Below are 24,037 nucleotides of genomic sequence, written 5' to 3' on the forward strand. Positions count from 1 at the left end.
GAGGGCGGTCATTGGCCGCCTTTGCTATTTAAGAAAATTGATAAAAGAGAGAATTTCATGAATACCACCGATACGATAGTCGCTCAGGCCACTCCTCCGGGACGAGGCGGTGTAGGCATTCTGCGTATTTCTGGCCCCAAAGCTGCGGAAGTTGCTGAGGTGGTATTGGGAAAACTCCCGAAACCCCGTTATGCCGACTACCTGCCGTTTTGTGATCTGGATGGTTCTGTATTAGATCAAGGTATTGCCCTTTATTTTCCAGGTCCTAACTCATTTACTGGTGAAGATGTGCTGGAGCTCCAAGGCCATGGCGGGCCGGTTATTCTTGATTTACTGTTGAAACGTATTCTGGCAATTTCCGGTGTGCGCATCGCGAATCCGGGAGAGTTTTCTGAGCGTGCATTTCTGAATGATAAACTTGACTTAGCTCAGGCTGAGGCAATTGCGGATCTGATTGATGCCAGCTCGGAACAGGCTGCCCGTTCTGCGATGAACTCTTTGCAAGGAACATTCTCCAAACAGGTTCATCAAATGGTAGAAGCGCTGACTAACCTGCGTATCTATGTTGAAGCGGCGATTGATTTTCCTGATGAAGAAATTGATTTTCTTTCCGATGGCAAGATAGAGGCCAGGTTGGATGAAGTGATTGCAGAACTTGAGCAAGTTCGTTCACAAGCACGTCAAGGCAGTCTTTTGCGTGAAGGGATGAACGTGGTGATAGCAGGTCGTCCAAATGCAGGTAAATCCAGTTTGCTGAATGCGTTGGCTGGCCGTGAAGCTGCGATTGTCACTGATATTGCGGGGACAACACGTGATGTTTTGCGCGAGCATATTCATATTGATGGCATGCCGTTGCATGTGATTGATACCGCAGGTTTGCGCGAAGCCAGTGATGAAGTAGAACGCATCGGTATCGAACGCGCATGGCAAGAAATCGAACAAGCTGACAGAGTACTGTTTATGGTGGACAGTACGACAACCGATGCTATCGAACCTGCACAAATCTGGCCGGAATTTATGGCAAGTCTGCCTGCATCTCTGCCTATTACGGTTATTCGTAATAAAACAGATATGACCGGAGAAGAAACCGGTGTATCAGAGGTAAATGGTCATTCATTGATCCGCCTTTCTGCCCGTGAAGGTGATGGCATTAACTTGCTGCGTGATCATCTAAAAGAAACCATGGGCTTCAACAGTAATACCGAAGGCGGTTTTCTTGCCCGTCGTCGTCACTTACAGGCCCTGAATACCGCAGCAGAACATTTGCAGGAAGGTTATCAACAATTAGTATTTGCCCGTTCAGGAGAGTTGTTGGCGGAAGAACTGCGTTTAGCACAACAAGCATTGAGTGAAATCACGGGAGAATTTACTTCCGATGATCTGCTTGGCCGGATTTTCTCAAGTTTTTGTATTGGGAAATAATATTCTGAAAGTCGCAAAAACATAAAGCTATTTCAAATGATATCGGCTGATTTGAAAAATTTTATTCATTGAGGGAAAGGATTCTAATCCATTGTGCTCCGATTTTAGTTTTTTGGAGCACAGTTTTTGGAGCTTTAGTTATCCCCGTAATACGGTATAAATTCCGGGAAAATTTTTCAGTAAAAATTGCTGTTCCATGTAAGAAGTGATGAAAAGAACCGGAATATCCAGGGCAACTGACTTCAAGCTAAAAAGTGATTTTTCAATCCAACTCAAAGCTAATTTTCAGTGTGATATCTGCCGCCAGATTTGCAGGTTTCGGACCAATGGACTTAGCAAGACTGAGTGCTTTTAACGCCTCATTATCCATTGCACTGTAACCGGAGGATTGAACGACTCTGGCTGTGGTGATGGAACCATCATTTTGCAGTGTAAAATTGACGGTCACCGTGCCTTCCTGTCTCATTCGTTTTGCTTTGCGGGGATAACGTTTATGACGTTCAATTTCCTGTCTGAGTTTTGTGCGGTAATTATCTGATTCACTATGACCTTGACCCATCACTGGTTGTGAAGTTGTCGCTCTGCTCATGCCGCCTTGTGAATTGATCTGCTCAATGCCATTGGTTTCCAGCTCTTTTAGGTGCTGTTCCTGAGCGGGTTGAACGGATTGTTTTTCTCCATTTTCTTTCGGTTTTTCTTTTGGTTTTTCTTTCCGCTGCTTTTTCGGCTCTTGAATGTTAACTGGCTCGACAGGTTTCTCGATCTTTTTTTCTGTTTGAACTTTTTTATCCAGTGTAATTGCTGGCGTTGTTGGTGATTCAGGAACAGTTGGCAGTAGCTGAGATAATTCAACAAACTCCGGTTCCTCCTTCCACGATGAAACCGCTACCATAGTGATCGAAAACTCTTTTTCAGGCGAATTTTGGTTGAGATGTTGAGCACTCTCATCGTAAGAATCTGTATGTCGGTTTAACAGCCATATCAGACTGGTATGCACTAAAACAGCAATCAGGATACCAACCAGAAAGCGTTTATTGAGTGTCAATGGAACATAGTTAACAGAGTTGTCTGATATAGCTGTGTTGATCATATTATCCTCTAAAACTGGCTGGTAAGACTGAGTTTAAAGGTTCTGCCCGGTGCCGGTATCATTGAGCGCGTCAGCGGATCAAGATAATAGCGGTTGGTTAAGTTAGTACCAGTCAGCTCCATTGATAGGGTAGGGGTGATCTGATAGCTAACATAAGCATCAACAGTGAATACCGGATTCCAGCGCATTGGATTGTTGGACTGCCCTTTGTAAACATCTGGCAAGATATTCATCAGCCATTTTTCATCTTTGTTTTCCGCTCCGCTGTGATAGAGCATCCGGCTGCCTAGCTCCAGTTTTTCATCAAACAGACGTCCGCCGATATTCAGATTAGCTGAATATTTCGGTTGAATGGAAGTACGCAGATAACCTCCTGGAAAACCACCGTCAATACATTCAGGGATACCATAACGATTCTGGGAGTCCATTCTTGCGACTGAGTTATTGTCACACACCTTGTTTTTCATATTGTAGACCAAGCCAATATCGGTAAAGATACTACCGTTGTCGTAACGCGCCTGTAACTCCAGACCAGCCAGTTTTTGTTTATCCAGTTGGGAAAAACGATAGGTATTATCCCGGTCGAACACATTTTCAATAACGGTGTTGTAATAGGAGAGTTTGATATCGGCATTGCGCTCAGCATTAACCAATTGGCTGAAATCATAGACGAAACCCACTTCTGTGGTTTTGGCTCGTTCTGGTTTGAAGTTTAGGCCTGTGTAATTTGCTTTAAAGCCTGAAAAACCGACAGTATCTTCAAAAATACTCGGCATTCTTACTGCTTCAGCATAACGGGTATAGATTCGGAAATTGTCGGTGATATAGGCCGTAGCAGAAAATGTTGGTGCCCATGCGTGATCCTTACGTTTTGGGGCTGGTTCCCAGGGATCGGTAGGATCAGAGCCAGATACACTATTTGCATCGACTTCTATGCCATACTCATATTTATAAACTTCTTTGCCGCTTATTGGGTCGATAACCCTTTCATTCATATCCAGTTGACCGTTGAAATAGGGATTATTGTTTTTGGGGAGTTGGCCATTACTGGAGTCATAATTCCAAGTAAATTTTTCCTCAATCATTTTGCGTGTCCAGCTATCACGTTGGTCAGGAGGAGTTTCACCAATATCTGGATATTTAGCATCTAGCTTCCTAAGAAGTTTGAGTTTTTCCATCAGGTTCATTTTTGAGGCTTTAATCGATTGTATATAGCCTTTTCTTTTTTGTATCAGAGTGGCTTCTTCTGCTGTTAGTGTTCGCCAATAACTCATCTCATGCCCGATGGAATCACCCACTTTTTTATAACGTCCATCTCTCGCGGCACGACGTTCATTGAGAAAATCATCTTTGGACCAATAGGAAACACGTTTAGCACCAGCACTTAATGCCAGCCATGAAGCAGGGCGCCAATCAAAGTTAAAAGCGAGATTGATTTCTTGACGCTGTCCTTTTCTTGCCGGTGACTGGAAAAAGTACATATTTTGGGGATTATATTCATCGTTGGAATTCAGATGTTCGTGTTGGAAATTTCCTATCAGGGTCAAGTCCAGATTGCGGGTCAGCTCAAATTTATTAGAAATATCCACGCCCCAGCGATTATTTTGGGAATTGGTGACGGCTGTATTTATCAATGTGCCATCAATATCGGGGGTCTTTTTGTCGCGCTCTTTTTCCCATCTACGATCCCGGCTAACCGGACTACGGGGATATCCACCCGCGGTATTGGTATTACCTGTCGTGCGGGTTGTCCACAAGTTTATATCGAAATCGATATAGGGGTTTTCAGTAGGATGCCATTTATAAGTCAGGTTGGCTGCTTGTTGACGGACATTAGCCAGCGGCCACTGAGGAACCACATTGTCTTCAGTAAATACCATTGCTAGTCTTGAAGGCATAATATCGCCAAAATCCATGCGAGTATTACGAAAACTGAGTTGTAGTGCTTGATCGTCGGTGAAGTGCCAGGTGTTTTTGATTAACACAGATTGCATCTCACTGGAAGTATTAGGAACTTCATTACCGGGGCGGTAGATGCGGGCAGCAAAGGGCAGATAAGGGTCTAAACTTGTTTGTGGTTCAGTTATCAGTTTTTCATCAGCTTCTGTAACGGCTTCATCATAACGATGGGCTCCACCTTTACCGGCAAAATAGTTACCCTGACGGCGATAAGCATAAGCCAGCATCAAATCAAAATATTGCTGCCTTGTGCCCACGGCGATACGGAATGCATTGTCTTTGAAACCAAACAGTTTATTGTCTTTTGATGAATGTGGCGTGATTTTCAAGGCAGGATCAGTTTCAGCATCTTTGTAGGTAAAGTCAGGAATATCGCGGTAATCCTGCCCCAGTGACAAAGAAGGGATACGCTCTCTGACTGAATTACTGCTGGTTTCCAGTTTGGTATTGATGCCAAACGTTTCTCCTTCCGGCACCACATCATCAATATTTAGTGTTTTGATAGCGACTGCGCCCCCGATAGATCCTTTGACTTTACGATTCAGGGAGGGGCCTTTTTCGATTTCAATACTGCTGATTAAGTTTGGGTCAATATAGTTGCGGTTATTAGCACCGTTGTAACCACGCCCAACGGTAATGGCCTGTTCCGTTCCATCAATAGTGACGGGAACACGTCCCTGCCCCTGAATACCACGGATATTAATATCTAAGGCACCACTATTGCGGGCATCACCGCTGTATACACCTGCGGCACCTTTAATGACATCGGCAGGAGATGCACCTTTGTAGCGCTCGATCTGCTTTTTGCCGATATAGATATTAGAAATATCTTTGTCATAGACCGCATCATAACCGGCTTCATCTTTATGACTGCTATCTGTAACCCGAATTTTACCTAAATCAGTCTTGCCGTTTGGGGCTGTGATCGCAGGTTTGGATTCAGCAAACAGAGGTGGTGCTGCCAGTGAAAATGCCAGTGATAAGGCCACTGTGGTGGGGGTAAGCCGGGTTTTGAGTCGATATGCCATTGATATTTCCTGCCTCAATTATCATCGTACAAATAAAAATCATCAGATTTTACTTAAAAATATTTTTCCAGCCTGATCAGCACTTCGTTTTTGTTAAAGCTGTACAACCAATCCACATTGCTGTGATTGCGTCGGTGGCGGAAAGTCACAGAGGGGGTCATGCCCAATATTTCAGCGGCAGGAATTTTGATAACAGCAGTGTAAATTTGCTCCGTATCCTGACGTCTGGCCCTAAGCATCGGGCTGTAAGCGCCAAAGCGCCGATCCCGCAGTGTGGCAAATAGTGAGCCATTTATACCGCGGTAGATTTGCCCGGCAATCCCGGCACGTGCACCCCATTGTTGATAACGGTCTGCGGGATGCAGGTCGTTATCCCGGTAAACCCAGTCACCGCCGCCAAACAGGATAAATTCTTTGTTAATGGCGTGGGATAAGGTGAGGTAAGAAGAGGTGAGTGCGCCATCTTTTCTGCGGTAATGTTGCTGATGGCGCAATTGTTTGTGCTCAAGTTCAATATTAAGAGCTGTTTGGGAGGTAATTCCCCATCCCCACTCAGTTTTGAGACCTGTGGCGCGATAAAAGGTATCACCAGCACGCTGCTTATATTCAAACACAGGACCAAAAGAGATATTGTGGCTCCTGTTTTTATAATTGTAGCCACCGATTAGCTGGAAAGTGTTTTCGTTCTCATCGTGGTAATCACGATAGTTTTCACCATAAATCAGACCACGCCCAAAAATACCGTGATGGCCGATAAGCTGGTAGCGCCGGTTTAATGTAGCATCATAAGACATCCCCCATGCCTTGATGGCTCTGGGGACTTGGCTTTGAAAGAATCGGTTATTCTTTAGGTCATAATACTGAGAGAAGCTTTCCTGATCAGGAGACATATTGACGTTATCGTTATAGGCATAACCAGCAGAGAATGAGCCACGCCAACCATTTCTCAGTTTTATGGCTTCCAGGTAACTGTTAATGTTCTTTAAAACTGCTTCTGGTAACTGTTGCGGTTCACTCGATGCTGAGAACAGGTCTTCAGCTTCCCGGTTTTTATGATCTTCAAAATAGACACGAGCTAATTCTAGTTTGATGCGAAGAAAATCGGGTTGTTGGTTCAGAATTTGTTGATAATGATAGGCAGCGAGATCCAAGTCACCTTCAAAACGTGCCAGCCCACCCTGGGCAAAATTCACCAACATAGCATCATGCCCGGATAATTTTTGGTAAGCGGCGAGAAAGCGACTGACATCCGGCCATTGTCGGTGGTTTACGGCAAGATAGAGAGCCTGACCGATATCATTTAGATTATTTTCTACCTGAAATGTTCGCCCATTAATGACAATAGATGAAGCGTTGTCCTCGGTAAAAATGGGATCAGGGGTAATCAGATTGTTTTCTTTTTCCTGTTGATTATGTTGTGCCTCTTGCCAGATTTTACGTGAGGTATCTTCATCAGCATAAGTGGATAAAGAAAAGCATAAGGCTATCAATGCTGTTAATAATATTGGCGTTTTTCTATTGTCAAACATTGGGGAAACCAGATCACAAAGTTCATGCTATTAGAAAAAATAAAAACAGAGAACAGTACCCATTTGGGGCACTGTTCTCTAAAAAATTAACAATTACTGTTTAGTACCACCGAAGGCGGTATCTTTGGATCTGTCATCGTCAAATTTGGCATATCCAGCCAGACTGGATGCACTGTCACCAAAGAAATGACCTTCTGTTTTCCCAATAAGATCCCCTGTGAGTGCCCTACCTACAAATTTCGCATCAGATTGGATTTGGGCATCAATGCCAATTTCCATTGTGTTATTGGCCATCGAACCAACCAGTGTTTTTTCACCAAAATCTGCGGTAAATTCACCGGACAGAGCATTATTACCGCTGTATTGGTTAATACCTGTCACTGTATAAGTTGCTGTACCATCGGTTGGAATGTTGGTAGTGACATCCTTGCCAGCGTAATAAACCGTATGGGTTGGATCATTGGCATTACCCGTCTGGGACCATTCACCAAAGTAAACATCCGCATTGGCAACTTTGCTGAAATGAAATACTCCCATACCACCGTGCGTACCCGGAGCACCCGCCATTGAGATATTATGAATGCCATTATTATCGGCTGGAGCCATACGGGTCAGACCAGCAAACCCAGTGATTTGACCACCGTAGATAGAACTGACACCTATACCCGGTTCACCTGCTCCGCCACCGTGTGGACCACGACCCGCTTCGGTTTTCCCAACCTTAATATATGATGGTGTACTTACTTGACTCTGACCAAATCCTACTGCTGCCTGAGCCTGTGCCATAAATCCTAAGGCGCCTACAGCGGCGACTAATACTTTAATCTTTCTCATTATTATCCTCGTTTGGAATAGGGGTTCCTTTTTACCCCATCATGAAAAATGAACTGATTTACTGCGCAAAGGAAATTACACTTTTCATATGATAATGTAAATGATAATAATTCTTGTTTGTTTTTGTTGTGTGGGGTGGTTAAAAGTGGTTTTTGTATAATATAATGAATTTATTTGACTTTTTCTTTTTTTGATAGAAGGGGAACAATTTTCTTTTTGTCAAAAGTGTGAGGTTGGTAAACTTAAACACTTTATATTGTTGTGGTATTAATAATCTAATTTTATTCAGTGAAATAGTTACTTATACTCGGAGAAGCTTTTTTTTGCATGAGCATAACTCAAATTCTATTAAGAATGTCTTTATATTTATCAATCTGATATCTGTTTAATATGGAACCTGTTATGGACGCCAAAATCATTATTCAATCAGCTAAAGAAAGGAAAGATTTTAGGGAAGCATCCTATGATCTTATCAGTGCCAGTTGGCCGGAATTTGTAGATCATGGTGAGGTGGTCGAGCAATATTGGGATACGTTATATGAGCCTGATTTTAGTCATTTTCAAAAATGTGCCATCCTTAAACAAGGGCAACAAGAACGTCTGATTGGATTATTGAATTCAATTCCTTTTCCGTGGGAGCAAACTTCCTTAAATCAACTGCCTGACGATGGTTGGGATGCAGTATTGCGTAAGGGTGCAGAGGCTAAGGGAAAAAAGCAAGCAAATATGCTGTCAGCTTTGTCTGTGACTGTTGATCCTGAATTCCGTGGACATCATGTTCCGGCTTTATTAATTGATAGTGTGAAACAAACCGCTCGTGAAGCGGGGTTGCAAGGGATGGTTGTTCCTGTCAGGCCAAGTCTGAAAAGTTGTTATCCACTGCAAGATTTTGTTGAATACTGTAACTGGAAAAATGAAAAAGGGGAGCCATTTGATCCCTGGATACGTACTCATTGGCGTTTAGGGGCCAAAATCATCAAACCTGCACTCCGTTCGATGAATATTTACGGTACAGTGGAAGAGTGGCAAGAATGGATAAGTATGAAATTCCCACAAAGTGGGGAATACATCATTCCAGGTGGATTAGTGCCATTGGTGGTGGATACGGAGAAACAGATGGCCCACTACATCGAACCCAATTTGTGGGTGTTTCATAGCCTTGATTAATCTTTTAACCGTTGAGGGTGTGTATATACTGTCGCTCGTCCCGGCTTACAGAAACCTGCCAGTGTCAGGTTACATTTTTCCGCTACTTCGATTGCAAGTGAAGTAGCGGCAGAAACTGCAAACACTATTTCCACGCCACAATTGGCGGATTTTTGCACCATTTCGTAACTGGCCCGGCTGGAAACCAAAACGGCTCCTTGCTGCCAACCTGTTTTGGATCGCATTCCCAGTAACTTATCCAATGCAACATGACGACCAACGTCTTCGCATCCACCCAGTAAATTTCCTTCTAAGTCAATCCAACCAGCAGCATGTGTACAACCCGTTATTGCACCGATATTTTGCAAACGGGGTAATTGTGAAAGCGCCTGATCCAGATAGCTTAATGAGAAATTTTGTGTAAAGGGCAGGGGAGTGATTGGGCGAAATATTTCAGATAGCTGTTCGGTGCCACAAATACCACAACCCGTTCTGCCAGCCATACTGCGACGGCGCTCTTTCAATTCAGCAAAACGGCGACTGGAGAGTTCGATATGTAATTCAATGCCGCCGTGACAACTGATAATTGAATCAATACCACGAATTTCCTGTGGAGAAATGATCAGTCCTTCCGATAATGAGAAGCCAATTGCGAAATGTTCGAGATCTTTCGGACTTGCCATCATCACAACATGAGAAATGCCGTTGTAAACTAAGGCAATGGGGACTTCTTCTGCCACCCGATCCAGTTTGGGGCTGCTCAGATGATTTTTTTGTTGTACATAGATACGGGAAGTACCGCAAATCTCATTAGTGATTAAGTGGTTTCCTGACCTTGTGTTACTCATCTGCTTCATTCTCCATCGGATTAATTTATGATGCTGTTGATTGAATATCATCGGCTCAATCCGGCGCTTGCGTTGTCAGTAAAAATACCAGAGACTATTTTCTTCTCTGGTTTTACTGACTTTATTGCTTGAACAGTTCTTTAATTCGAATAAAAAACTATTCGAATAGTTTTCTGAGCCTATGATTTGCTTCTTGTTTATCAAAAGGTTCAAGTGATTCACTTGGGGACAACCCGATATATTCCAAGTGCTCTGCTTCATCTTCGGTCAATAGTTTTCTCTTTCTCAACTTGAGTAAATAATTCCATTCCCAAATACCGCCAGAATCTTCAGTTGGGCAGACTCCGTTACCTGCGGTAACTTTAGGCTGAAGGACATCTTTTTCAAGCACCTTCTCTACTGTTACCTGATGGAGCCAGTCATCACCAAAGTCATACTGGTAGTTGAGTTCATCACCAATATCACGTAAGAATAAACCAATACATACCTGGTCATAATTTTCTTCCGGGATTTCTATTCCCCCAAGTTCAAAACGGAACAAGTGCACATTTTCCCATCCCATGACATTTTGTATCACATCATGCAATTCATTCAGTGTCATCTGGTTACTGATATGAACCCGACGCCAGATAGCAGGACTTGCTTCCAGTAAGCTAATTTTGATAACCAACCCTTGTGGTGGGATTGAAGAAGAGAGGTCATCCAGATCCATAGTAAAGAGCTGAAAACTGAATTCAGACAGGGTATCAAATAAACCAAATCTCTTACGGTTTATCGCGGGATCGTGGAGCGCATGAGCCAAATCCAGATATTCATTCGTCAAACGTTTCTCTTCTGGTGATAGCTTATATCTCTCGACAGCGGCGGAGTAAGTCAGACGCCCGGTAAACACGTCCTTGTTTGCATAATAGTAGAGTTTCAATAAGTCTCTGGGTTTTTTCGCTTTCAATATACATTCTTCTGGTGCCAGCCAGCTCATCATGAGTGCTGATTCAACAGATTGGCCGAGGCTGAAGTAACCGAGGCGACTCTGCTCTTGCCGTTTCGGGTTTACCTCATAACCCAATTTCTGGCTCCATTGTTCAAGATTAAACTCTTCTGGTTGAGTCCAGTCGATAGGCAATTGTGACAACCAATAAAGTGAGTAAAGGTCGAGAGGTGTATTTTTAGCTTGCTGAACGGAAAAGATCCACGGTAGCACTTGTTGCAGCCAGTCTGGAGAAACAAGCGTAAATTCAACACTGGTATCGGTGCTTAATTGTGCTATTAACTCACTGAGTGTTTGGTCAGGGACGGTATTCAATAAGGTTTCCCGGATACCAGATTTAAAATCCAACATCATACTTATCTGGTATTCCTGACCATCCAGTGTGGCTTTCATCATCATGCTAGCGCAATCATTACCGTCAACTTGGGTGGCGTATATTTCGTATATTTCTGCTGTCGCCCGTGCCTTATGGTGTGCCAGTGCTCGTTTTTTCCATTGCTTCATATAGGGTTTAATTGAAGAATGGCGGTTGAAGCGAGCACACAGGTTTATAAGCTGCAAATAGGATAAATTTTTCCAGGCAGAAGAAGAACATTGATCCAGCACTTGTGCACTGGTAAGCGCTATTGGTTCCTCAAAGTATTGAGTTAGCAAAAGTAGTGCATCAATACCCCATGAATACTGTATGACTTCCGACAGTATATGGTGTAACGCGTCAGGGGGTGCAACAGAAAAACCATCTTCAAAAAATTCAATGAATTCGATGCCGGATTGAAGATTAAGCTCATGAATGAGTTGTTTTAATTTGGGAGGCTTTTGAGGAAAAGAAGCCACATTTGTGCTATCGGTACGTTTTGTAATATCCAACAATTGGGCAATGTCAGCTTTGATGTGAAACTGGTATCTCTTCAATATTGAGGAGCATAACAATACGTTTTCACTATGCAGCTCGAAGTTTTCTTTAGCATAATTTAGAATTAGTTCAATAGCTTGTTCAAATTGTTGTTTAACTTCCTTAGGTGAATTGACAGCGATTAACGCGAGTTCTGAGATGGCAACTTCAAGCCAATCTTGGACGCTGTCCCCTATATCATCCATAGTTTCCTCAGGTAGAGTTAATGCCGTAGTGATCATCAAAAAGATATTCTCTGGATTGGCAAACCACTGAACTTGTTTTGGGGTTAAATGTCGTTCCTTCTCTGGCTGGAGGGCATATTCTTCTATCGCAGAGCACAATTTTTCAGGTGTTAGTTTCATCATCAATCTCTTCTATTTTCAATATATTAATCAATAAGAATAATCATGATCGTACTGTCCAATCTAATTTAACCTAGATTGTAAATATAGTTATTAACAGGATTTCATTCTGATAATACTCTTATTTGTCACTGTGATCGCCAATTTATTCAGCAGATTTTAAATTTAATAGTTAATTGCTATTACATTAACCAACATAGTGTTAACAGTAGAATCATGGTGATAGATTTTTTAAAAACTTACCCTTATCTGTCAGGTTGGCACATTAGGTACTGAAAGACTTGCTTTATTTTGTCTACAGTATGTCGGGAAACCTGTGCTATTTTCATCGGCTGGTGTGAAACTGGACTCATGCATGGAACACAGTAAAGTATGAAGAAAAAAATAATCTCAGGGGTTTATTTGGGGATATTGTTACTCGCAGCTCTGGTATTAGTATTTGAAAAAAGTGCTGATATCTATCCTGCGTTAGTTTCTGTTAGTGTATTTAGTACACTCTTTGGACTGGTATTTCTTATTTCAGCACGTTGGTTGTTTTCCGCAGTATTTACCGGAACCCTTTTTATTATCATCAAATTCCTCAACCAGCTAAAAGTTCACTACTATAAAGACCAACTGATGTTCTCTGATTTGAATATTATGCTCGATCCTTCAAATCAGGAAACACTGCGCCACTATTGGTTAGCTGGTCTTGCAGTAGTAGCGATGTTGGTTTGGCTAATCTTCAATATGTTCCTGAGCTGGAGAAGTGCGAATCCGGTGCGAGGGCTAAAATGGCGGGCGTTGAGTGTTGTATTGGTTGCTGCCGGTGTTGGGAGTGTCAATCTTACCGTCAATGCTTACCATAACGAATGGCAGGCTGAATTACCCAAAGGGCGTGGGACCATGACTAATATGGTTATGTCAGCTAAAGATGTAGAGTATCAATCTCCTAAGTTTGGTGTATCAGCAGATTATTTTTTGCAGCAGGCGAAAAATGTCACTCTGCCTGAACCACAAGCAGATGTAAAACCGGATGTGATTGTATTATTACAGGAATCTACGGTTAATCCGCATATTTATCAGTTACCGGCGAATACCCGGTTACCAGACCTTTTTATGTTTCAGCATGATGCAGGGGTCAGCGCGCAAAGTCCACTCCGGGTACAAACCTTTGGTGGTGGAACATGGCTATCAGAGTTCTCTATCCTGACTGGATTAGATACTGATGACTTCGGCTCGCGTAAAAATTCTGTGTTTTATTTTGTGGTTGATCATCTGCAAAATAGCCTGTTTCATGCCATGAAAGACAATGGTTATTACACTGTGGTGCTGACGCCATTTAATAAATCTGCCTATCATGCCGGACATGCGTACCAAACATTGGGTGTTGATCGCATTATCCAGCCACAAGAGTTGGGTTATCCAGCAAGTATGGATGAGAATTTGTGGCAGATCAGGACACAAGATATATTGTCTTACGTGAAAACTCTCCTGGCTGAGGAGACGGATAAACCCATATTTATTTACGCTCTGACTATGTACGAGCATGGGCCTTATGAAGAGAACTATAGCGATGATTATGGATTGACGGGCAAACTTGAAGATTCATCGGCAATAGGAAAATTCAGCCACTATATGGAAAAGATCACGACATCGGATCCAGCTATCAAAGAATTCAGTGAATTTGTGGCTAAACGTGATAAGCCGACAGTTTTTCTCTCATTTGGTGATCATCAACCTAATATCGATTTTAACCAATATTCCTCTTCACTGCCTAATCCGGCATATCTGACTCAATTTACGATGCGGGATAATCTGAAACAGGGAACGCCTATGACCATCGGTAAGCTGACAGATATTTCTTTTCTCGGCGGGATGATTTTGGAAAGAGCTCGGTTAACAATTCCGCCATTCTATCAGGCTAATATAACGATGCGTCATTTATGTGGTGGTGAACTTAATGACTGTCAGGACAAAGCATTAGTGGAGAGCTATAAGCATTATATTTACCAGCAGTTATTTGTGGCAGGTAAAGAATAATCTGGCTGCTGTGTAAATATTGCCGCATATAAAACCTACATGCGTTCAATCGTGTAGGTTTTATATGTAAGCTTTATCTGGTCTATTTCAATGGTGTAATGCGGTAAGCACAGCGTCGGGCACCGTTCAGAATATATTCAGTTCTTTCCACTTGCGCTTGCAGAATTTCCCGAAACATTTTGAGTTCAGCGCGACAAAAACCCTGGCATATGCTGGCGGCTGCACAGATTGGGCAGTGATTTTCAACAAACAAAACTGAATTATCTTCCTGAACGATATATTGAGCCATATAACCTTCCTGGCAGCGTATCTTAGCCAGCCGCTCAATTTTTTCCTGTAATCCAGTTGCTCCTTCCATTGCGGTTTTATAATTATCAGAAACTTCTTTTTCACGAGATTTGATAATTAAATCCAAAGTTGATTCACCTAATTGATCGCGGATAATCGTAATCATCTGGACGGTTAATTCTGCATGAGTATTGGGAAATTTAGCGTTCCCTTTGTCGGTCAGATACCAAAGCTGAATAGGACGACCGACTCCCCTGGTTTCTGAGTGCCCTTCAACCAAACCCTCTTTAGCCAGTTTCACAAACTGTTGTCGGGCTGCTTCCGCAGTGGTGCCTAATATCTTACCAGCATCAGCAGATTGCATAGCACCTCGTGTTTTTAATAGCATCAATAATCGTTCACTCACAGAGTGTGGCGTCATCATGCTATTTTCCAAGTCAATGCTTGACATATTGTTGAACCTGACAGTAATTTATTCCAAGATTTATCTTGTTTAATTTAACGTAACAAATTTCACAACTCAACCTGGGTTCAGGAATAATCATCATGGCAATGACTGAAGAAAATCGCTGGAGGGATCTGTTTTCCAGTAAAAATGCACCGAGTGCGATAGCGCTTTCACTGGGTGTAGGATTGATGGCTGTTAATACTTTGATTGCGATTACGATTTTGCCTTCTGTTGTAAAGGATATCGGGGGATTGAACCTTTATGCCTGGAATACAACGCTGTTTGTTGTAGCATCTATTATCGGATCGATACTCTCAGCACGACTTCTGAGTGCATCAGGTGCAAGAAATGCTTATTTGGTTGCAGCACTGATTTTTTTCATTGGCAGTTTATTTTGTACTTTAGCACCAACAATGGAAATTATGCTGATTGGGAGAGCCATACAGGGGCTTGGAGGTGGATTTCTCTTTGCACTTTCCTATTCAATGATTAATTTGGTATTTGCACAATCGCTTTGGCCACGAGCGATGGCATTAATTTCAGGAGTATGGGGGGTGTCAACCCTGATCGGGCCAGCTATTGGCGGTATTTTTGCTGAAATGAATGTGTGGCGTTATGCGTTTGGCATTATGTTGCCTATTATTTTGTTGTATGCCTTATTCACTTATCGGATTCTCCCTCAAAAACAGGTAGATAATACAACGAAAACAGCGTTACCCGTTGTGCAGCTTATTCTGCTATCTGCTGCTGTACTCGCAGTTTCCTCAGGGAGTTTGTCACAAGATGTGCGTATCAATATTCTTGGCATTGTTACAGCAGTAATATTGGTATCCTTATTGGTTATCTATGAATCCCGAACTTCAGCAAAATTATTTCCAGAAAATGCGTTGAATTGGCACTCTCCCCATCTGATCTTATTCGTTACTATCTCGCTTTTAGTGATAGGGCTGGCGGGTGATGTTTTTGTTCCCTATTTTCTGCAAATTCTGCACGGGCAATCTCCTTTAGCTTCTGGTTATATGGTCGCCACTGCGGCAATTGGTTGGACGATTGGGGAAATGCTCAGTGCTAGTTGGCAGGGTGGGAAAATGCGCTTTGCGATTGTAAGTGGTCCTGCCTTCATGTTTATTGGTATGCTGATATTGCTTGTAATGTTGCCCCATCAGTCAGCGGGAGAGTGGCAAATAATACTACCGATAATTTTGGGCTTAGGGCTATTTGGTTTTGGTGTTGGTTTTGGTTGGCCTCATTTGTTGACCCGCATTTTGCAGGTTTCCAGTGATACTGATAAAAACATTGCCGGCTCATCTATTACTACCGTTCAGCTATTTGCCACAGCATTTGGCTCTGCATTAGCTGGCATGGTCACCAACATATTTGGATTTTATCAACCCGGCGGCATTGAAGGTGCTGTTTCTTCTTCCCATTGGTTATTTTTACTTTTCGCTATTGCACCAATATTGGCATTATTGACTGCATGGAAATCAGCAAGGATTACAGTAGAGCAGCAGTAAAATAGGCAAATGGTATAATCTGTGCATTGGCTTTCTATGGAAAACCAATGCATAAAAAGTATCGGTTTTTGCAGAATATCAGCCATATTAAATTCCTTTAATACCCATCAATTCATTTAGATAATTACAATATTAGACGTAACAAGATAGGTAAATATAATATGATATGGAAAGATGTTATGAAATAAAACTAAGGATATTTGATGTTCATGATTTCCAATCTACCCATGGATTGTTTAAGTACCAACATAAAACATACCCAAAGATATAGCCGCTCAATAATAAAACATGTTTTGATACTATTTATGCTCTTCTTTAGCATAAGCAGTGTATCAGCAAAAGAGAGCCGACAAGAGACGACGCTCGTTGAAGTTCCGGCACTTACCCAGAGTGTAACGGATGTATCCAATGTCCTAACCAAGAATGAACACCAGCGTTTGACTCGCAAGCTGAAAAAATTGCAATCAGAACATAAGGTTCAAATGGCGGTTTTGATTATTCCGACGACAGGGAGTGATAATATTGAAACCTTTGCTTCCCGCGTATTCACCGAATGGAAACTAGGCAGTAAACAACGTAATGATGGCATTCTGTTTTTGGTGGCATCAAATGATCATAAGATGCGTATTGCCGTTGGTTCCGGGCTTAAAAAGCAGCTAACGGAAACTCAACTGGCAAATATTTTACGTAAGGATGCGAAGCTTGCTTTCAAAGAGGATGACTATTATGAAGGTCTCAATAATAGTATTGAGTCCCTTGAATCCTTGGTAAAACAACCCTGGCAAGAGAAAGCGTCGCAAGAAACATCGAAGATTACGCAGGCTTTTGAAGACGACAACAGCGATACTTCCGACAACATATCAGATAAAGATTTTTCAAATCTGCTGATTTTTTGGTTGATCGGCCTGATATCTTTGCCACTGCTGGTTTTCCGCAAAGGTGGTCGATTTAAGCGTTTCCTCAAGAGTGCATCAACGGTGGCTGTCTGTACTTTTGTCCTCAGTTTGGTTGGTATTTTTCCTACTATCCCGTTGGGATACTATCTGATGATTTTCTTCTTACCAGTCATTCTGATACTTGTTGTGCTCTTTTTCGGTGCATCGTTACTGGGCAGTTTATTCAGTAGTCTCTTTGGTGGGTTATTTGGTGGTTCCGGTTCAGAATCTCCTACTACTGCTACTGAGCGTACGGCAAACCCTAACGATGACAGTTTTTCCGGTGGGGGCGGAAAAAGTGACAATGATGGGGCATCAGGGGATTGGTAACCTGTTTGGTTAGAATCTGATTGTTAAGCAGACATACTTTTTATTTGTAATATAAGAACATGTCTGCTTTTTTCATTTTATTTTGTACGCTTAACTAAAATATCTTCTCCATTTGGTCGATAGGGTTTTAATCGTTAAGGATTGGCATAATTATTTACCTATATTTTAGTTTCTTATATGGCATATCGATAATTCCAACATTGAGTATTCAAGATGTTGAAATTTTACCGAGCGCGAAATCTGACAGGTTTTGTTGATAATTCACACAACGTATTGCTATTTTTACTATTTGAATAATTCGAATCAAACCAAATGCTTGAAATAGAATATTGTTAAAATACGCGATATGAGACTTCAGAAAGAAGTTATTCATACCGCGGTATCTATAGATCATCCACTTAATGATTTTGATCCGGTTGCTTGTACCCTTCATTGTTAATAAAGCAGGACAAACAAAGCACTACTATTGCCAGAACTAGGCAATAAGTGATAATCGGCCAGGTAGTCGCATTGGATAAAAAGGTAATAGTAAGCGTTCCGCCTATTCCCAACAATAACCCTCCCAGACAAGAGTAGAGTGCTGTTACAGTGCCGGCCATATGATCAAAACCTTGTAGAGCCCCGTTAGGTGCAACAGAAATCGCCATAGAGACTCCAACACCGACTAACCACATTGGGACGATGAAGCCAAATACCGACTTAGGCATGAGCGTTTCCCCAACAGACAGTAATAATGCTCCTGTTATCACTTTGGTTGTTCAGGCCATACGATATCAGGGGCAATTGAGCAATCCACCCGACTGAGCAACACCCGGTATTTACGCCATGCAGTGAGTGCAGATTTTTCGGCATCAGTGGCAATACCTAAATCGACGGCATCCTGTAGTGGAGCAATCCGATGAAACACCTCAATCAGCAATTGTTGTTTCTGAGATTTTGCCTGCTGCACTTCATGTTGATGCTGTGCTTCAATATCCGTCACCCACTGTGTACCATTCCATTTATCAAAGGGAGTTTTCGGCTCCAGTAGCGTGAGTTCTGTGGGAAGATCCCCAATTTCCATTATCTCAATATGTTCACGAGTCTTAATATGGTATGCCTTTTTACCCCGGTAATCTGGTACATACTCCCATGATTTGCCGTCAACTGTCCGGCAAATCACCTTATTCGGCGCTTTGGGCAGTTTGGGTTCATCCAGATACGATCCCGCAGATAAAGTAACACCAATAAAGGTACGTTCCAGTTTTGTTCCGATGTATTCCCGGTTTACCGCATTCGTGCAATAAACCTGTACCCAACCATAGGACAGAGCAAATCCATTTTCGTCAAATTGTATCGGTGGTTCTGTTGGCTGAGTCATTACCTTCCCCTTACTAAAAATATCACCGCAACATTTTTCATCCTATTTTCAGCCGATGTTGGGACAACGGAAGATGCACGAAATTCTCGATCTTCATAAACGTAGCCATTGTCCCCAAATGCGTCACTGTAAACGTGACTTCCTCTACCTTGGTCAATGATGGAGAATGCTCCAGTTGTATGATCGAAAATCTCATCTGTTTTTCGACTACCTGTCCTAATTACTCCCGTGATATCTCTGATAGTATCAGCCTGAAATGATCCCAGTACCCTCCCAGTCTCTGGGTCAACACTTCCGGTTTTATCCCATCCACGAGGCACATAACCCCGCCAATCTGGCAGATTTCCTGAAGGGTAGTGTTTGAGTAATTCAGGATATTTATTAGGGTCAATTTTCCCGCCTTCCATCGGCAGGAAGTTATTGGGATGCGGCAGATCACTGCACCACATTAAAATTCCACCGATGGGAACTGCCAATAATTCAGCGTCTTCTTTTTTGATGAGCTCACTGATCAGCATAGTTGTCACATTTTGGCTCATCACAAAGTCATTAGATACTCCAGTTTGTTGAACAATAGCTGATTTTTGCAAGGCATTTTCCGCCTGATTGACTGTATCACGTAATCCGAGATTGTTTACAAAAGTGTCTTTATCAGGAATATCAGCTCCGTTCTGGTCTTTCGCTAAGCGGGTATTGGCATTGTTATTCGCATTGTTGGCGTTTTGGTTGGCTGTATTGGCTAGGTCATATGTTACTTTCACTGCTTTTGGTGTTGCTGCGTTAGCCTCGCTATCACTGCTGACATCATTGCTCAGGGTAACAAATCCTTTATCACGTAGCGTTGCATCTGGATGGTTGCGACTTAGGGCGTGTTTTTCTATCGCTTCTTTGATTGAATCTTTGATATATTCCGGTGTTGTAACGATCACAAGACCGCTATCATCTAATGTTTTTGTCTCAGGTTTTTTATCTTGCATATTTATTCCCTCATTTCATCAACAATACATATTGCTAAATAACATGAAGGCGGTGGGAAACTTCTCCGCCTGTGAACATAAATAAACTGGTTCATCAATACTGGAGAGTACGGGTATGGCTAAATTCAATTGGTCAATATTTGGTGAGCTGCATGTTTTGATGGCAGGATGACTTAAAATAACAGACGGAGAAATAACAAAATTCATCTTGCTGCGGATTAAAATTATACAATAAGAAGGACCCCATTCATTTCTTAATGATCGGACCGCACCCCTTATCAAATATGAATGAGATATATTAATTATGTAGCTTCTGACGTTATTTTGATATTGGTTTTAACAGTTTCTGTTCTACTAAATAGCTTATATTTGATATGTTATTTTTACTGGTTTTTGAGATGTTGTGAATCGCTAAGAAACATTATTCAATATTTTTGAATCTAAACTGACTTTATTTGATAATATATTGATTTATATATTATTTATTTCTGTATTATCTTGGATGGTACACTAATTTTATTTGTGTTTGATCGTTCGCGATTTACGCAGTATAAATGAATGCTACTATTATCCAACTGAAATTTTATGGAATTAATATGTCTTTAGATGTTGCTTATTCCTTAGAAATAGAAGATTTTATTGATGCTGATAGAGCTTACGAGTTTTACTGGGCAGGTCTTATTACTAGCAAAAAGGCCTTTATTTGTCCTGGTGAGAATTGCCGGGCCCAAGTAACGTGTGCAAATATTGATGAAGAAACCCAAAAAATGAAGGTTGTTCCACATTTTAGGGTTTATGGCGATCATGATGAAAGTTGTGAGGTTTTTAATAAAGTACCTTTGAAAATAACTGAGGTAATTTTAGAAAACAATAATACCGAGAAAAAATCAATTGATCTTTCTGTTGTTGATTCTTTTTTACTGGTAAGACCTCCTTCGTATTATGAAGTTAATGATAAAAAAATAGATTTTAAGTTGGAAGATTTGAAAAGAAACATAAAATATAAAAACAAAAACATTTCATATAATCTTAAACAAATTGGTTTTATTGGCAATGTTTATTCTGTTAGAACTATAGTAAGCAGGTTTCTCAGATATTCATCTGATAATACTATTAGTAACAGGTCCATCAATATAAGTGGTATGAATATCCCATATTCTTCATTTTTAAAACTGATTTGGGAGCAAAAGCTTGAGGATTTACCAGAATATGGCTTGATTTATTATGGCTGGGCTTATGTTGATAGACATGAAAAAGGATACAAAATTAAGTTTAAAAAAGGTTTCAAGAATGAATTAGATGAAATTTTGCCTGTTTCTCTTTATATAGGAGACAAATTAATTGAAAAGTATCCTATTAAAAAATTAGTAACAAAAAGGCTTTCATCTATCTCTGCCGAAATTAAGCCGACAGCGTTTGTATTCGTTTATGGTAAACCAAGGATATATAAATCTCCAAAAACATTAAAAGAGTATGTGAATTTTGATTTGTATAATCTTGATATGGTTGATGTCAATAAAGAAACTCCCTTACCTAAGAAAAAATAACATAGCAGTTGGTATTTTTAATTAATAATATAAGTTTAAAAATTAACCATCATAATTTGGTAATGCTCCCAATAATTAGATATTGTGATAAACTCCCCGCTTTTTATTACGGGTGAGATATGGCTAAAGTTGAGGAGGTTTGCCGTTACTGTCACAAAACAGAAGCGGTTAAAGGGCATGGAAAAGGGCGTAATGGGCATCCGCGTTATCACTGCTATGCCTACCGTAAAACCTTTCAACTGAATTACACCTATCAAGACTGTAATCCCGGAATGAAAGAGCAGATTGTTGATATAGTAATGAATAACTCTGGTGTTAGAGATACCGCTCGTGTTCTGAAAATTGGCATTAACACCGTCATTCGCACATTAAATCTATGGTTCCCCTTCTTTATTGCAACACTCATTTTGATGAATGGTTGGCTTGCTTAAATCTATCCGGCGTCACTATAGGTAAGGATACTTGCGCCTCAATGAGTTCCGCGCTTGATGAACCTGAAAAAGCTCTCGGCTTCAAAGAGCCATTTTTAAGGTTAGGTTTCTTATCAGGCCGGTAGGCCGTTCATGTCATCAATTATCAGTCTTCGCAAAACCAGTGGGGAGCGTTAAATAGGTTCACAATGACGCTGGCTTCAGGCATCAAATACCGTGTGTTGCGTCGTAATGGCCCAGGCAAGCCGGGCGAGTTTATTGGCCAATGCACAGGCGACGATATTAGAGTGCTTTCGTTCAAGTTGTTGCTTAACCCAGTCAGCCAGTTTTCCCTGCCTGTGCTCGATATGTTGAATGAATGACCGGGCACAGAGTACTAACAGTTGCCGGAGCGTCTTGTTACCCTGTTGACTGATCCCCAATAAGGTCGTCTTTCCCCCAATGTTGTACTGGCGGGGGAACCAAACCCGTTGAGGCCGCAAAATCCCGGCTGCATGCATATTGTTTTCCATCACCCAGAGACATGGTGCAGGGCACGCATGGCTGTTGGGCTTCTGTTCTGGGCTGAACAAAACGCATTGAGGGTCGTGAGGTGGCTTCACAGATGGCTTCGGCGTCAATAAAGTCATTCTGGAAAGAATGCTTGCCGAGATCGATGCCAATCAGTGCGATGCTGTTCATGATGGTAGCCTCTTATCAAAAATAATCACCCTGCTAATATACTGCCGTTAGAGTGAGGAGAACCATCTTGTATCTTTAATCTGGTTTATGCTGGTTAAGTGAGATTGGCAACAATCATGCAGTCAGACAACCATCAAGGGATTAAGCCCGTTAATGAGCAATGGGCGCATACACTGAGCCACTCATCTGAAACCCGAACAGTTGTCCGTCATCCATAACGTATTTGCAAAGATGGGTAATCATGAGTCAGCCAAATCCACTTTGTGTGGGCATTGATGTTTCCAAAGCCTCACTGGATATCGCAGTCAACAGGAGTGTAGAGCCGTAGAATGGAATGATTCGTATCATCAGATAACGCCATAAAAATCGCGCTCAAGATAGTTGCTCATTAATTCGACAGTCTCGATAGACTGACCGGGTTACCAGGTTCACAGAGAGTCGGTACGACCTGTCAGTACATCTACATCTGCTTAAGGATTTCTACTACATCATGATAGAAAAAAAGCCAGTAATAACTTGTATTATCTGGCTTGAATCTATTCATTGAGTATTGGGCTTAAACCAGCATGAATACTGGATCGGTGTTATTCAATATTTTCTAGGGGTACACCCTTGGGTACACGGTAAAGTGAAATGTTCACTCATTCCCATAAAAATAAGTTGCAATTATACCTTACCGCTTGGATCAGCACAGTCTACTAATTCACGAAGATGTTGCGCCAGTTGCTCAACAGTTTTTGCGCCCGTGGCGGCCTCTACCGTTAAATTTTCCAGCGTATTATCGTTATCACGGATCTTGATACCGTTGCGGTAAAGAAAGGTCATGGTAACAAAAAATGCGGTGCGCTTATTACCATCATTGAAAATATGACCACGAGCGATAGCAACCCAATAGGTGGCTGCAAGTTCAAAAATGTCTGTTACACCTTCATAGTGGGTACGGTTTTGCACCCGATAGATAAGCGCTTCCGCTCTGCCAGAATCGGGCATTCCGGCAACACCCGGAAGCCGCTGCAATATACGGTCATGAAAAGCGATAACTTCCTGTGCACTGACCCATATCATCGGTTTGTCAGCGCCTCTACCGTATGCCCATGACGTTGCATAATCGAATCAAATTCTGCATCCAGTTTGGCATTCTGGTATGCCTCGAATTCTGCTTTACTGATAACGACTGCTGAACTGCCGTCTCGACGAGTAATTTCAACTGGTTCGCCGTGGGTAGCAGCATCCAACACTTCTGAAATATTGGCTCGTGCTTGGGTTGAGGTGTATGTACGCATAATATATCTCCAAAGATGTACATATGAATTGTACATATTTTGGGTGTTTATTCAACGATAGGGATCTAGGCTGTGTCCCTTAATATAAATTAGTAGTATTATCATCCAGTTGATTTTAAT

At 41.7% G+C, this 24,037-nt stretch carries 17 protein-coding genes and 3 pseudogenes; 7 read left to right on the plus strand and 13 right to left on the minus strand.

Annotated elements, in window-relative coordinates; translation table 11 throughout:
• Positions 1 to 57: 57 nt before the first annotated feature.
• Positions 58 to 1,422 (plus strand): tRNA uridine-5-carboxymethylaminomethyl(34) synthesis GTPase MnmE, encoded by a 1,365-nt coding sequence (gene mnmE / locus ABLA85_RS05955; RefSeq protein WP_367962207.1) that lies wholly within the window; start codon positions 58 to 60, stop codon positions 1,420 to 1,422.
• A gap of 262 nt (positions 1,423 to 1,684) precedes the next feature.
• Here mnmE and ABLA85_RS05960 read toward each other — a convergent pair whose 3' ends face one another.
• The 4 genes from ABLA85_RS05960 to ABLA85_RS05975 form a co-directional block, all read right to left on the minus strand.
• Positions 1,685 to 2,512: a TonB family protein gene (locus ABLA85_RS05960; RefSeq protein WP_367962209.1), complete on the minus strand. Its 828-nt coding sequence runs from the start codon at positions 2,510 to 2,512 to the stop codon at positions 1,685 to 1,687.
• 8 nt (positions 2,513 to 2,520) lie between these two features.
• Complete coding sequence (locus ABLA85_RS05965) at positions 2,521 to 5,499, minus strand: TonB-dependent receptor (protein WP_367962211.1); 2,979 nt, start codon at positions 5,497 to 5,499, stop codon at positions 2,521 to 2,523.
• Positions 5,500 to 5,552: 53 nt separating this feature from the next.
• Entirely contained in the window at positions 5,553 to 7,028 is a 1,476-nt protein-coding gene (locus tag ABLA85_RS05970) for a surface lipoprotein assembly modifier (protein WP_367962213.1), read from the minus strand.
• A 93-nt stretch (positions 7,029 to 7,121) separates the two neighbouring features.
• Positions 7,122 to 7,862, minus strand: a complete 741-nt coding sequence (locus ABLA85_RS05975; protein ID WP_367962214.1) for a Slam-dependent surface lipoprotein — start codon at positions 7,860 to 7,862, stop codon at positions 7,122 to 7,124.
• Between the two features lie 402 nt (positions 7,863 to 8,264).
• Between ABLA85_RS05975 and ABLA85_RS05980 the strand changes: the two genes are divergently transcribed.
• Positions 8,265 to 9,029, plus strand: a complete 765-nt coding sequence (locus tag ABLA85_RS05980; RefSeq protein WP_367962216.1) for a transferase — start codon at positions 8,265 to 8,267, stop codon at positions 9,027 to 9,029.
• Here ABLA85_RS05980 and fdhD read toward each other — a convergent pair.
• Both fdhD and ABLA85_RS05990 read right to left on the minus strand, forming a co-directional pair.
• Positions 9,026 to 9,856, minus strand: a complete 831-nt coding sequence (gene fdhD / locus ABLA85_RS05985) for a formate dehydrogenase accessory sulfurtransferase FdhD (RefSeq protein ID WP_367962218.1) — start codon at positions 9,854 to 9,856, stop codon at positions 9,026 to 9,028. The two genes, ABLA85_RS05980 and fdhD, sit on opposite strands and share 4 nt — an antisense overlap.
• Before the next feature lie 157 nt (positions 9,857 to 10,013).
• On the minus strand, positions 10,014 to 12,104 hold the full coding sequence (locus tag ABLA85_RS05990) for a plasmid pRiA4b ORF-3 family protein (RefSeq protein ID WP_367962219.1): 2,091 nt from the start codon (positions 12,102 to 12,104) through the stop codon (positions 10,014 to 10,016).
• Between the two features lie 369 nt (positions 12,105 to 12,473).
• Here ABLA85_RS05990 and ABLA85_RS05995 point away from each other — a divergent pair, with 369 nt between their 5' ends.
• Entirely contained in the window at positions 12,474 to 14,123 is a 1,650-nt protein-coding gene (locus ABLA85_RS05995) for an LTA synthase family protein (RefSeq protein ID WP_367962222.1), read from the plus strand.
• 82 nt (positions 14,124 to 14,205) lie between these two features.
• Here ABLA85_RS05995 and ABLA85_RS06000 read toward each other — a convergent pair whose 3' ends face one another.
• The gene (locus tag ABLA85_RS06000) at positions 14,206 to 14,862 is read right to left on the minus strand and encodes a helix-turn-helix transcriptional regulator (RefSeq protein WP_367962224.1); all 657 of its coding nucleotides are present in this window, start codon (positions 14,860 to 14,862) and stop codon (positions 14,206 to 14,208) included.
• A 95-nt stretch (positions 14,863 to 14,957) separates the two neighbouring features.
• Here ABLA85_RS06000 and ABLA85_RS06005 point away from each other — a divergent pair, with 95 nt between their 5' ends.
• Positions 14,958 to 16,373 (plus strand): MFS transporter, encoded by a 1,416-nt coding sequence (locus tag ABLA85_RS06005; protein WP_367962227.1) that lies wholly within the window; start codon positions 14,958 to 14,960, stop codon positions 16,371 to 16,373.
• 305 nt (positions 16,374 to 16,678) lie between these two features.
• Complete coding sequence (locus tag ABLA85_RS06010; protein ID WP_367962229.1) at positions 16,679 to 17,638, plus strand: YgcG family protein; 960 nt, start codon at positions 16,679 to 16,681, stop codon at positions 17,636 to 17,638.
• A 440-nt stretch (positions 17,639 to 18,078) separates the two neighbouring features.
• On the opposite strand, the pseudogene ABLA85_RS06015 reads toward ABLA85_RS06010, so the two are convergent.
• The 3 genes and pseudogenes from ABLA85_RS06015 to ABLA85_RS06025 all read right to left on the minus strand — a co-directional run.
• Positions 18,079 to 18,387 (minus strand): annotated as a pseudogene (locus ABLA85_RS06015) (CmlB family chloramphenicol efflux MFS transporter); the annotation flags it as partial.
• The gene (locus ABLA85_RS06020; protein WP_367962231.1) at positions 18,384 to 18,998 is read right to left on the minus strand and encodes a tail fiber assembly protein; all 615 of its coding nucleotides are present in this window, start codon (positions 18,996 to 18,998) and stop codon (positions 18,384 to 18,386) included. The pseudogene ABLA85_RS06015 and the gene ABLA85_RS06020, both read right to left, overlap by 4 nt.
• The gene (locus tag ABLA85_RS06025) at positions 18,998 to 19,975 is read right to left on the minus strand and encodes a tail fiber protein (RefSeq protein WP_367962233.1); all 978 of its coding nucleotides are present in this window, start codon (positions 19,973 to 19,975) and stop codon (positions 18,998 to 19,000) included. Before ABLA85_RS06025 ends, ABLA85_RS06020 begins: the two co-directional genes overlap by 1 nt.
• A 596-nt stretch (positions 19,976 to 20,571) precedes the next feature.
• On the opposite strand from ABLA85_RS06025, the gene ABLA85_RS06030 reads away from it, so the two are divergent.
• Together ABLA85_RS06030 and ABLA85_RS06035 are read left to right on the plus strand one after the other, a co-directional pair.
• Positions 20,572 to 21,522 carry a hypothetical protein gene (locus ABLA85_RS06030; protein ID WP_367962235.1) on the plus strand — a complete coding sequence of 317 codons (951 nt, stop codon included), beginning with the start codon at positions 20,572 to 20,574 and terminating at the stop codon, positions 21,520 to 21,522.
• A 119-nt stretch (positions 21,523 to 21,641) separates the two neighbouring features.
• Positions 21,642 to 21,893 (plus strand): annotated as a pseudogene (locus ABLA85_RS06035) (IS1-like element transposase); the annotation flags it as partial.
• A gap of 260 nt (positions 21,894 to 22,153) precedes the next feature.
• Here the strand turns inward: ABLA85_RS06035 and ABLA85_RS06040 are convergent.
• The 3 genes and pseudogenes from ABLA85_RS06040 to ABLA85_RS06050 form a co-directional block, all read right to left on the minus strand.
• Positions 22,154 to 22,634 (minus strand): annotated as a pseudogene (locus ABLA85_RS06040) (transposase).
• A gap of 666 nt (positions 22,635 to 23,300) precedes the next feature.
• Entirely contained in the window at positions 23,301 to 23,699 is a 399-nt protein-coding gene (locus ABLA85_RS06045) for a type II toxin-antitoxin system death-on-curing family toxin (RefSeq protein WP_367962237.1), read from the minus strand.
• Positions 23,696 to 23,917 (minus strand): type II toxin-antitoxin system Phd/YefM family antitoxin, encoded by a 222-nt coding sequence (locus tag ABLA85_RS06050; RefSeq protein ID WP_047962450.1) that lies wholly within the window; start codon positions 23,915 to 23,917, stop codon positions 23,696 to 23,698. The genes ABLA85_RS06045 and ABLA85_RS06050 overlap by 4 nt, the downstream gene beginning before the upstream one ends.
• Between the last annotated feature and the right edge of the window lie 120 nt (positions 23,918 to 24,037).

Source organism: Xenorhabdus sp. SGI246, from assembly GCF_040838225.1.
Taxonomy (GTDB): domain Bacteria; phylum Pseudomonadota; class Gammaproteobacteria; order Enterobacterales; family Enterobacteriaceae; genus Xenorhabdus; species Xenorhabdus indica.

Bases quoted from the DNA above. Each gene is read 5' to 3' on its own strand.
- ABLA85_RS05960 (WP_367962209.1), bottom strand. From the start codon at position 2,512: ATGATCAACACAGCTATATCAGACAACTCTGTTAACTATGTTCCATTG.
- ABLA85_RS06025 (WP_367962233.1), bottom strand. From the start codon at position 19,975: ATGCAAGATAAAAAACCTGAGACAAAAACATTAGATGATAGCGGTCTT.
- ABLA85_RS05965 (WP_367962211.1), bottom strand. From the start codon at position 5,499: ATGGCATATCGACTCAAAACCCGGCTTACCCCCACCACAGTGGCCTTA.
- ABLA85_RS05970 (WP_367962213.1), bottom strand. From the start codon at position 7,028: ATGTTTGACAATAGAAAAACGCCAATATTATTAACAGCATTGATAGCC.
- ABLA85_RS06050 (WP_047962450.1), bottom strand. From the start codon at position 23,917: ATGCGTACATACACCTCAACCCAAGCACGAGCCAATATTTCAGAAGTG.
- ABLA85_RS06030 (WP_367962235.1), top strand. From the start codon at position 20,572: ATGTCTTTAGATGTTGCTTATTCCTTAGAAATAGAAGATTTTATTGAT.
- mnmE (WP_367962207.1), top strand. From the start codon at position 58: ATGAATACCACCGATACGATAGTCGCTCAGGCCACTCCTCCGGGACGA.
- ABLA85_RS05980 (WP_367962216.1), top strand. From the start codon at position 8,265: ATGGACGCCAAAATCATTATTCAATCAGCTAAAGAAAGGAAAGATTTT.
- ABLA85_RS06010 (WP_367962229.1), top strand. From the start codon at position 16,679: ATGCTCTTCTTTAGCATAAGCAGTGTATCAGCAAAAGAGAGCCGACAA.
- ABLA85_RS06000 (WP_367962224.1), bottom strand. From the start codon at position 14,862: ATGTCAAGCATTGACTTGGAAAATAGCATGATGACGCCACACTCTGTG.
- ABLA85_RS05990 (WP_367962219.1), bottom strand. From the start codon at position 12,104: ATGATGAAACTAACACCTGAAAAATTGTGCTCTGCGATAGAAGAATAT.
- ABLA85_RS06005 (WP_367962227.1), top strand. From the start codon at position 14,958: ATGGCAATGACTGAAGAAAATCGCTGGAGGGATCTGTTTTCCAGTAAA.
- ABLA85_RS05995 (WP_367962222.1), top strand. From the start codon at position 12,474: ATGAAGAAAAAAATAATCTCAGGGGTTTATTTGGGGATATTGTTACTC.
- ABLA85_RS06045 (WP_367962237.1), bottom strand. From the start codon at position 23,699: ATGATATGGGTCAGTGCACAGGAAGTTATCGCTTTTCATGACCGTATA.
- ABLA85_RS06020 (WP_367962231.1), bottom strand. From the start codon at position 18,998: ATGACTCAGCCAACAGAACCACCGATACAATTTGACGAAAATGGATTT.
- fdhD (WP_367962218.1), bottom strand. From the start codon at position 9,856: ATGAGTAACACAAGGTCAGGAAACCACTTAATCACTAATGAGATTTGC.
- ABLA85_RS05975 (WP_367962214.1), bottom strand. From the start codon at position 7,862: ATGAGAAAGATTAAAGTATTAGTCGCCGCTGTAGGCGCCTTAGGATTT.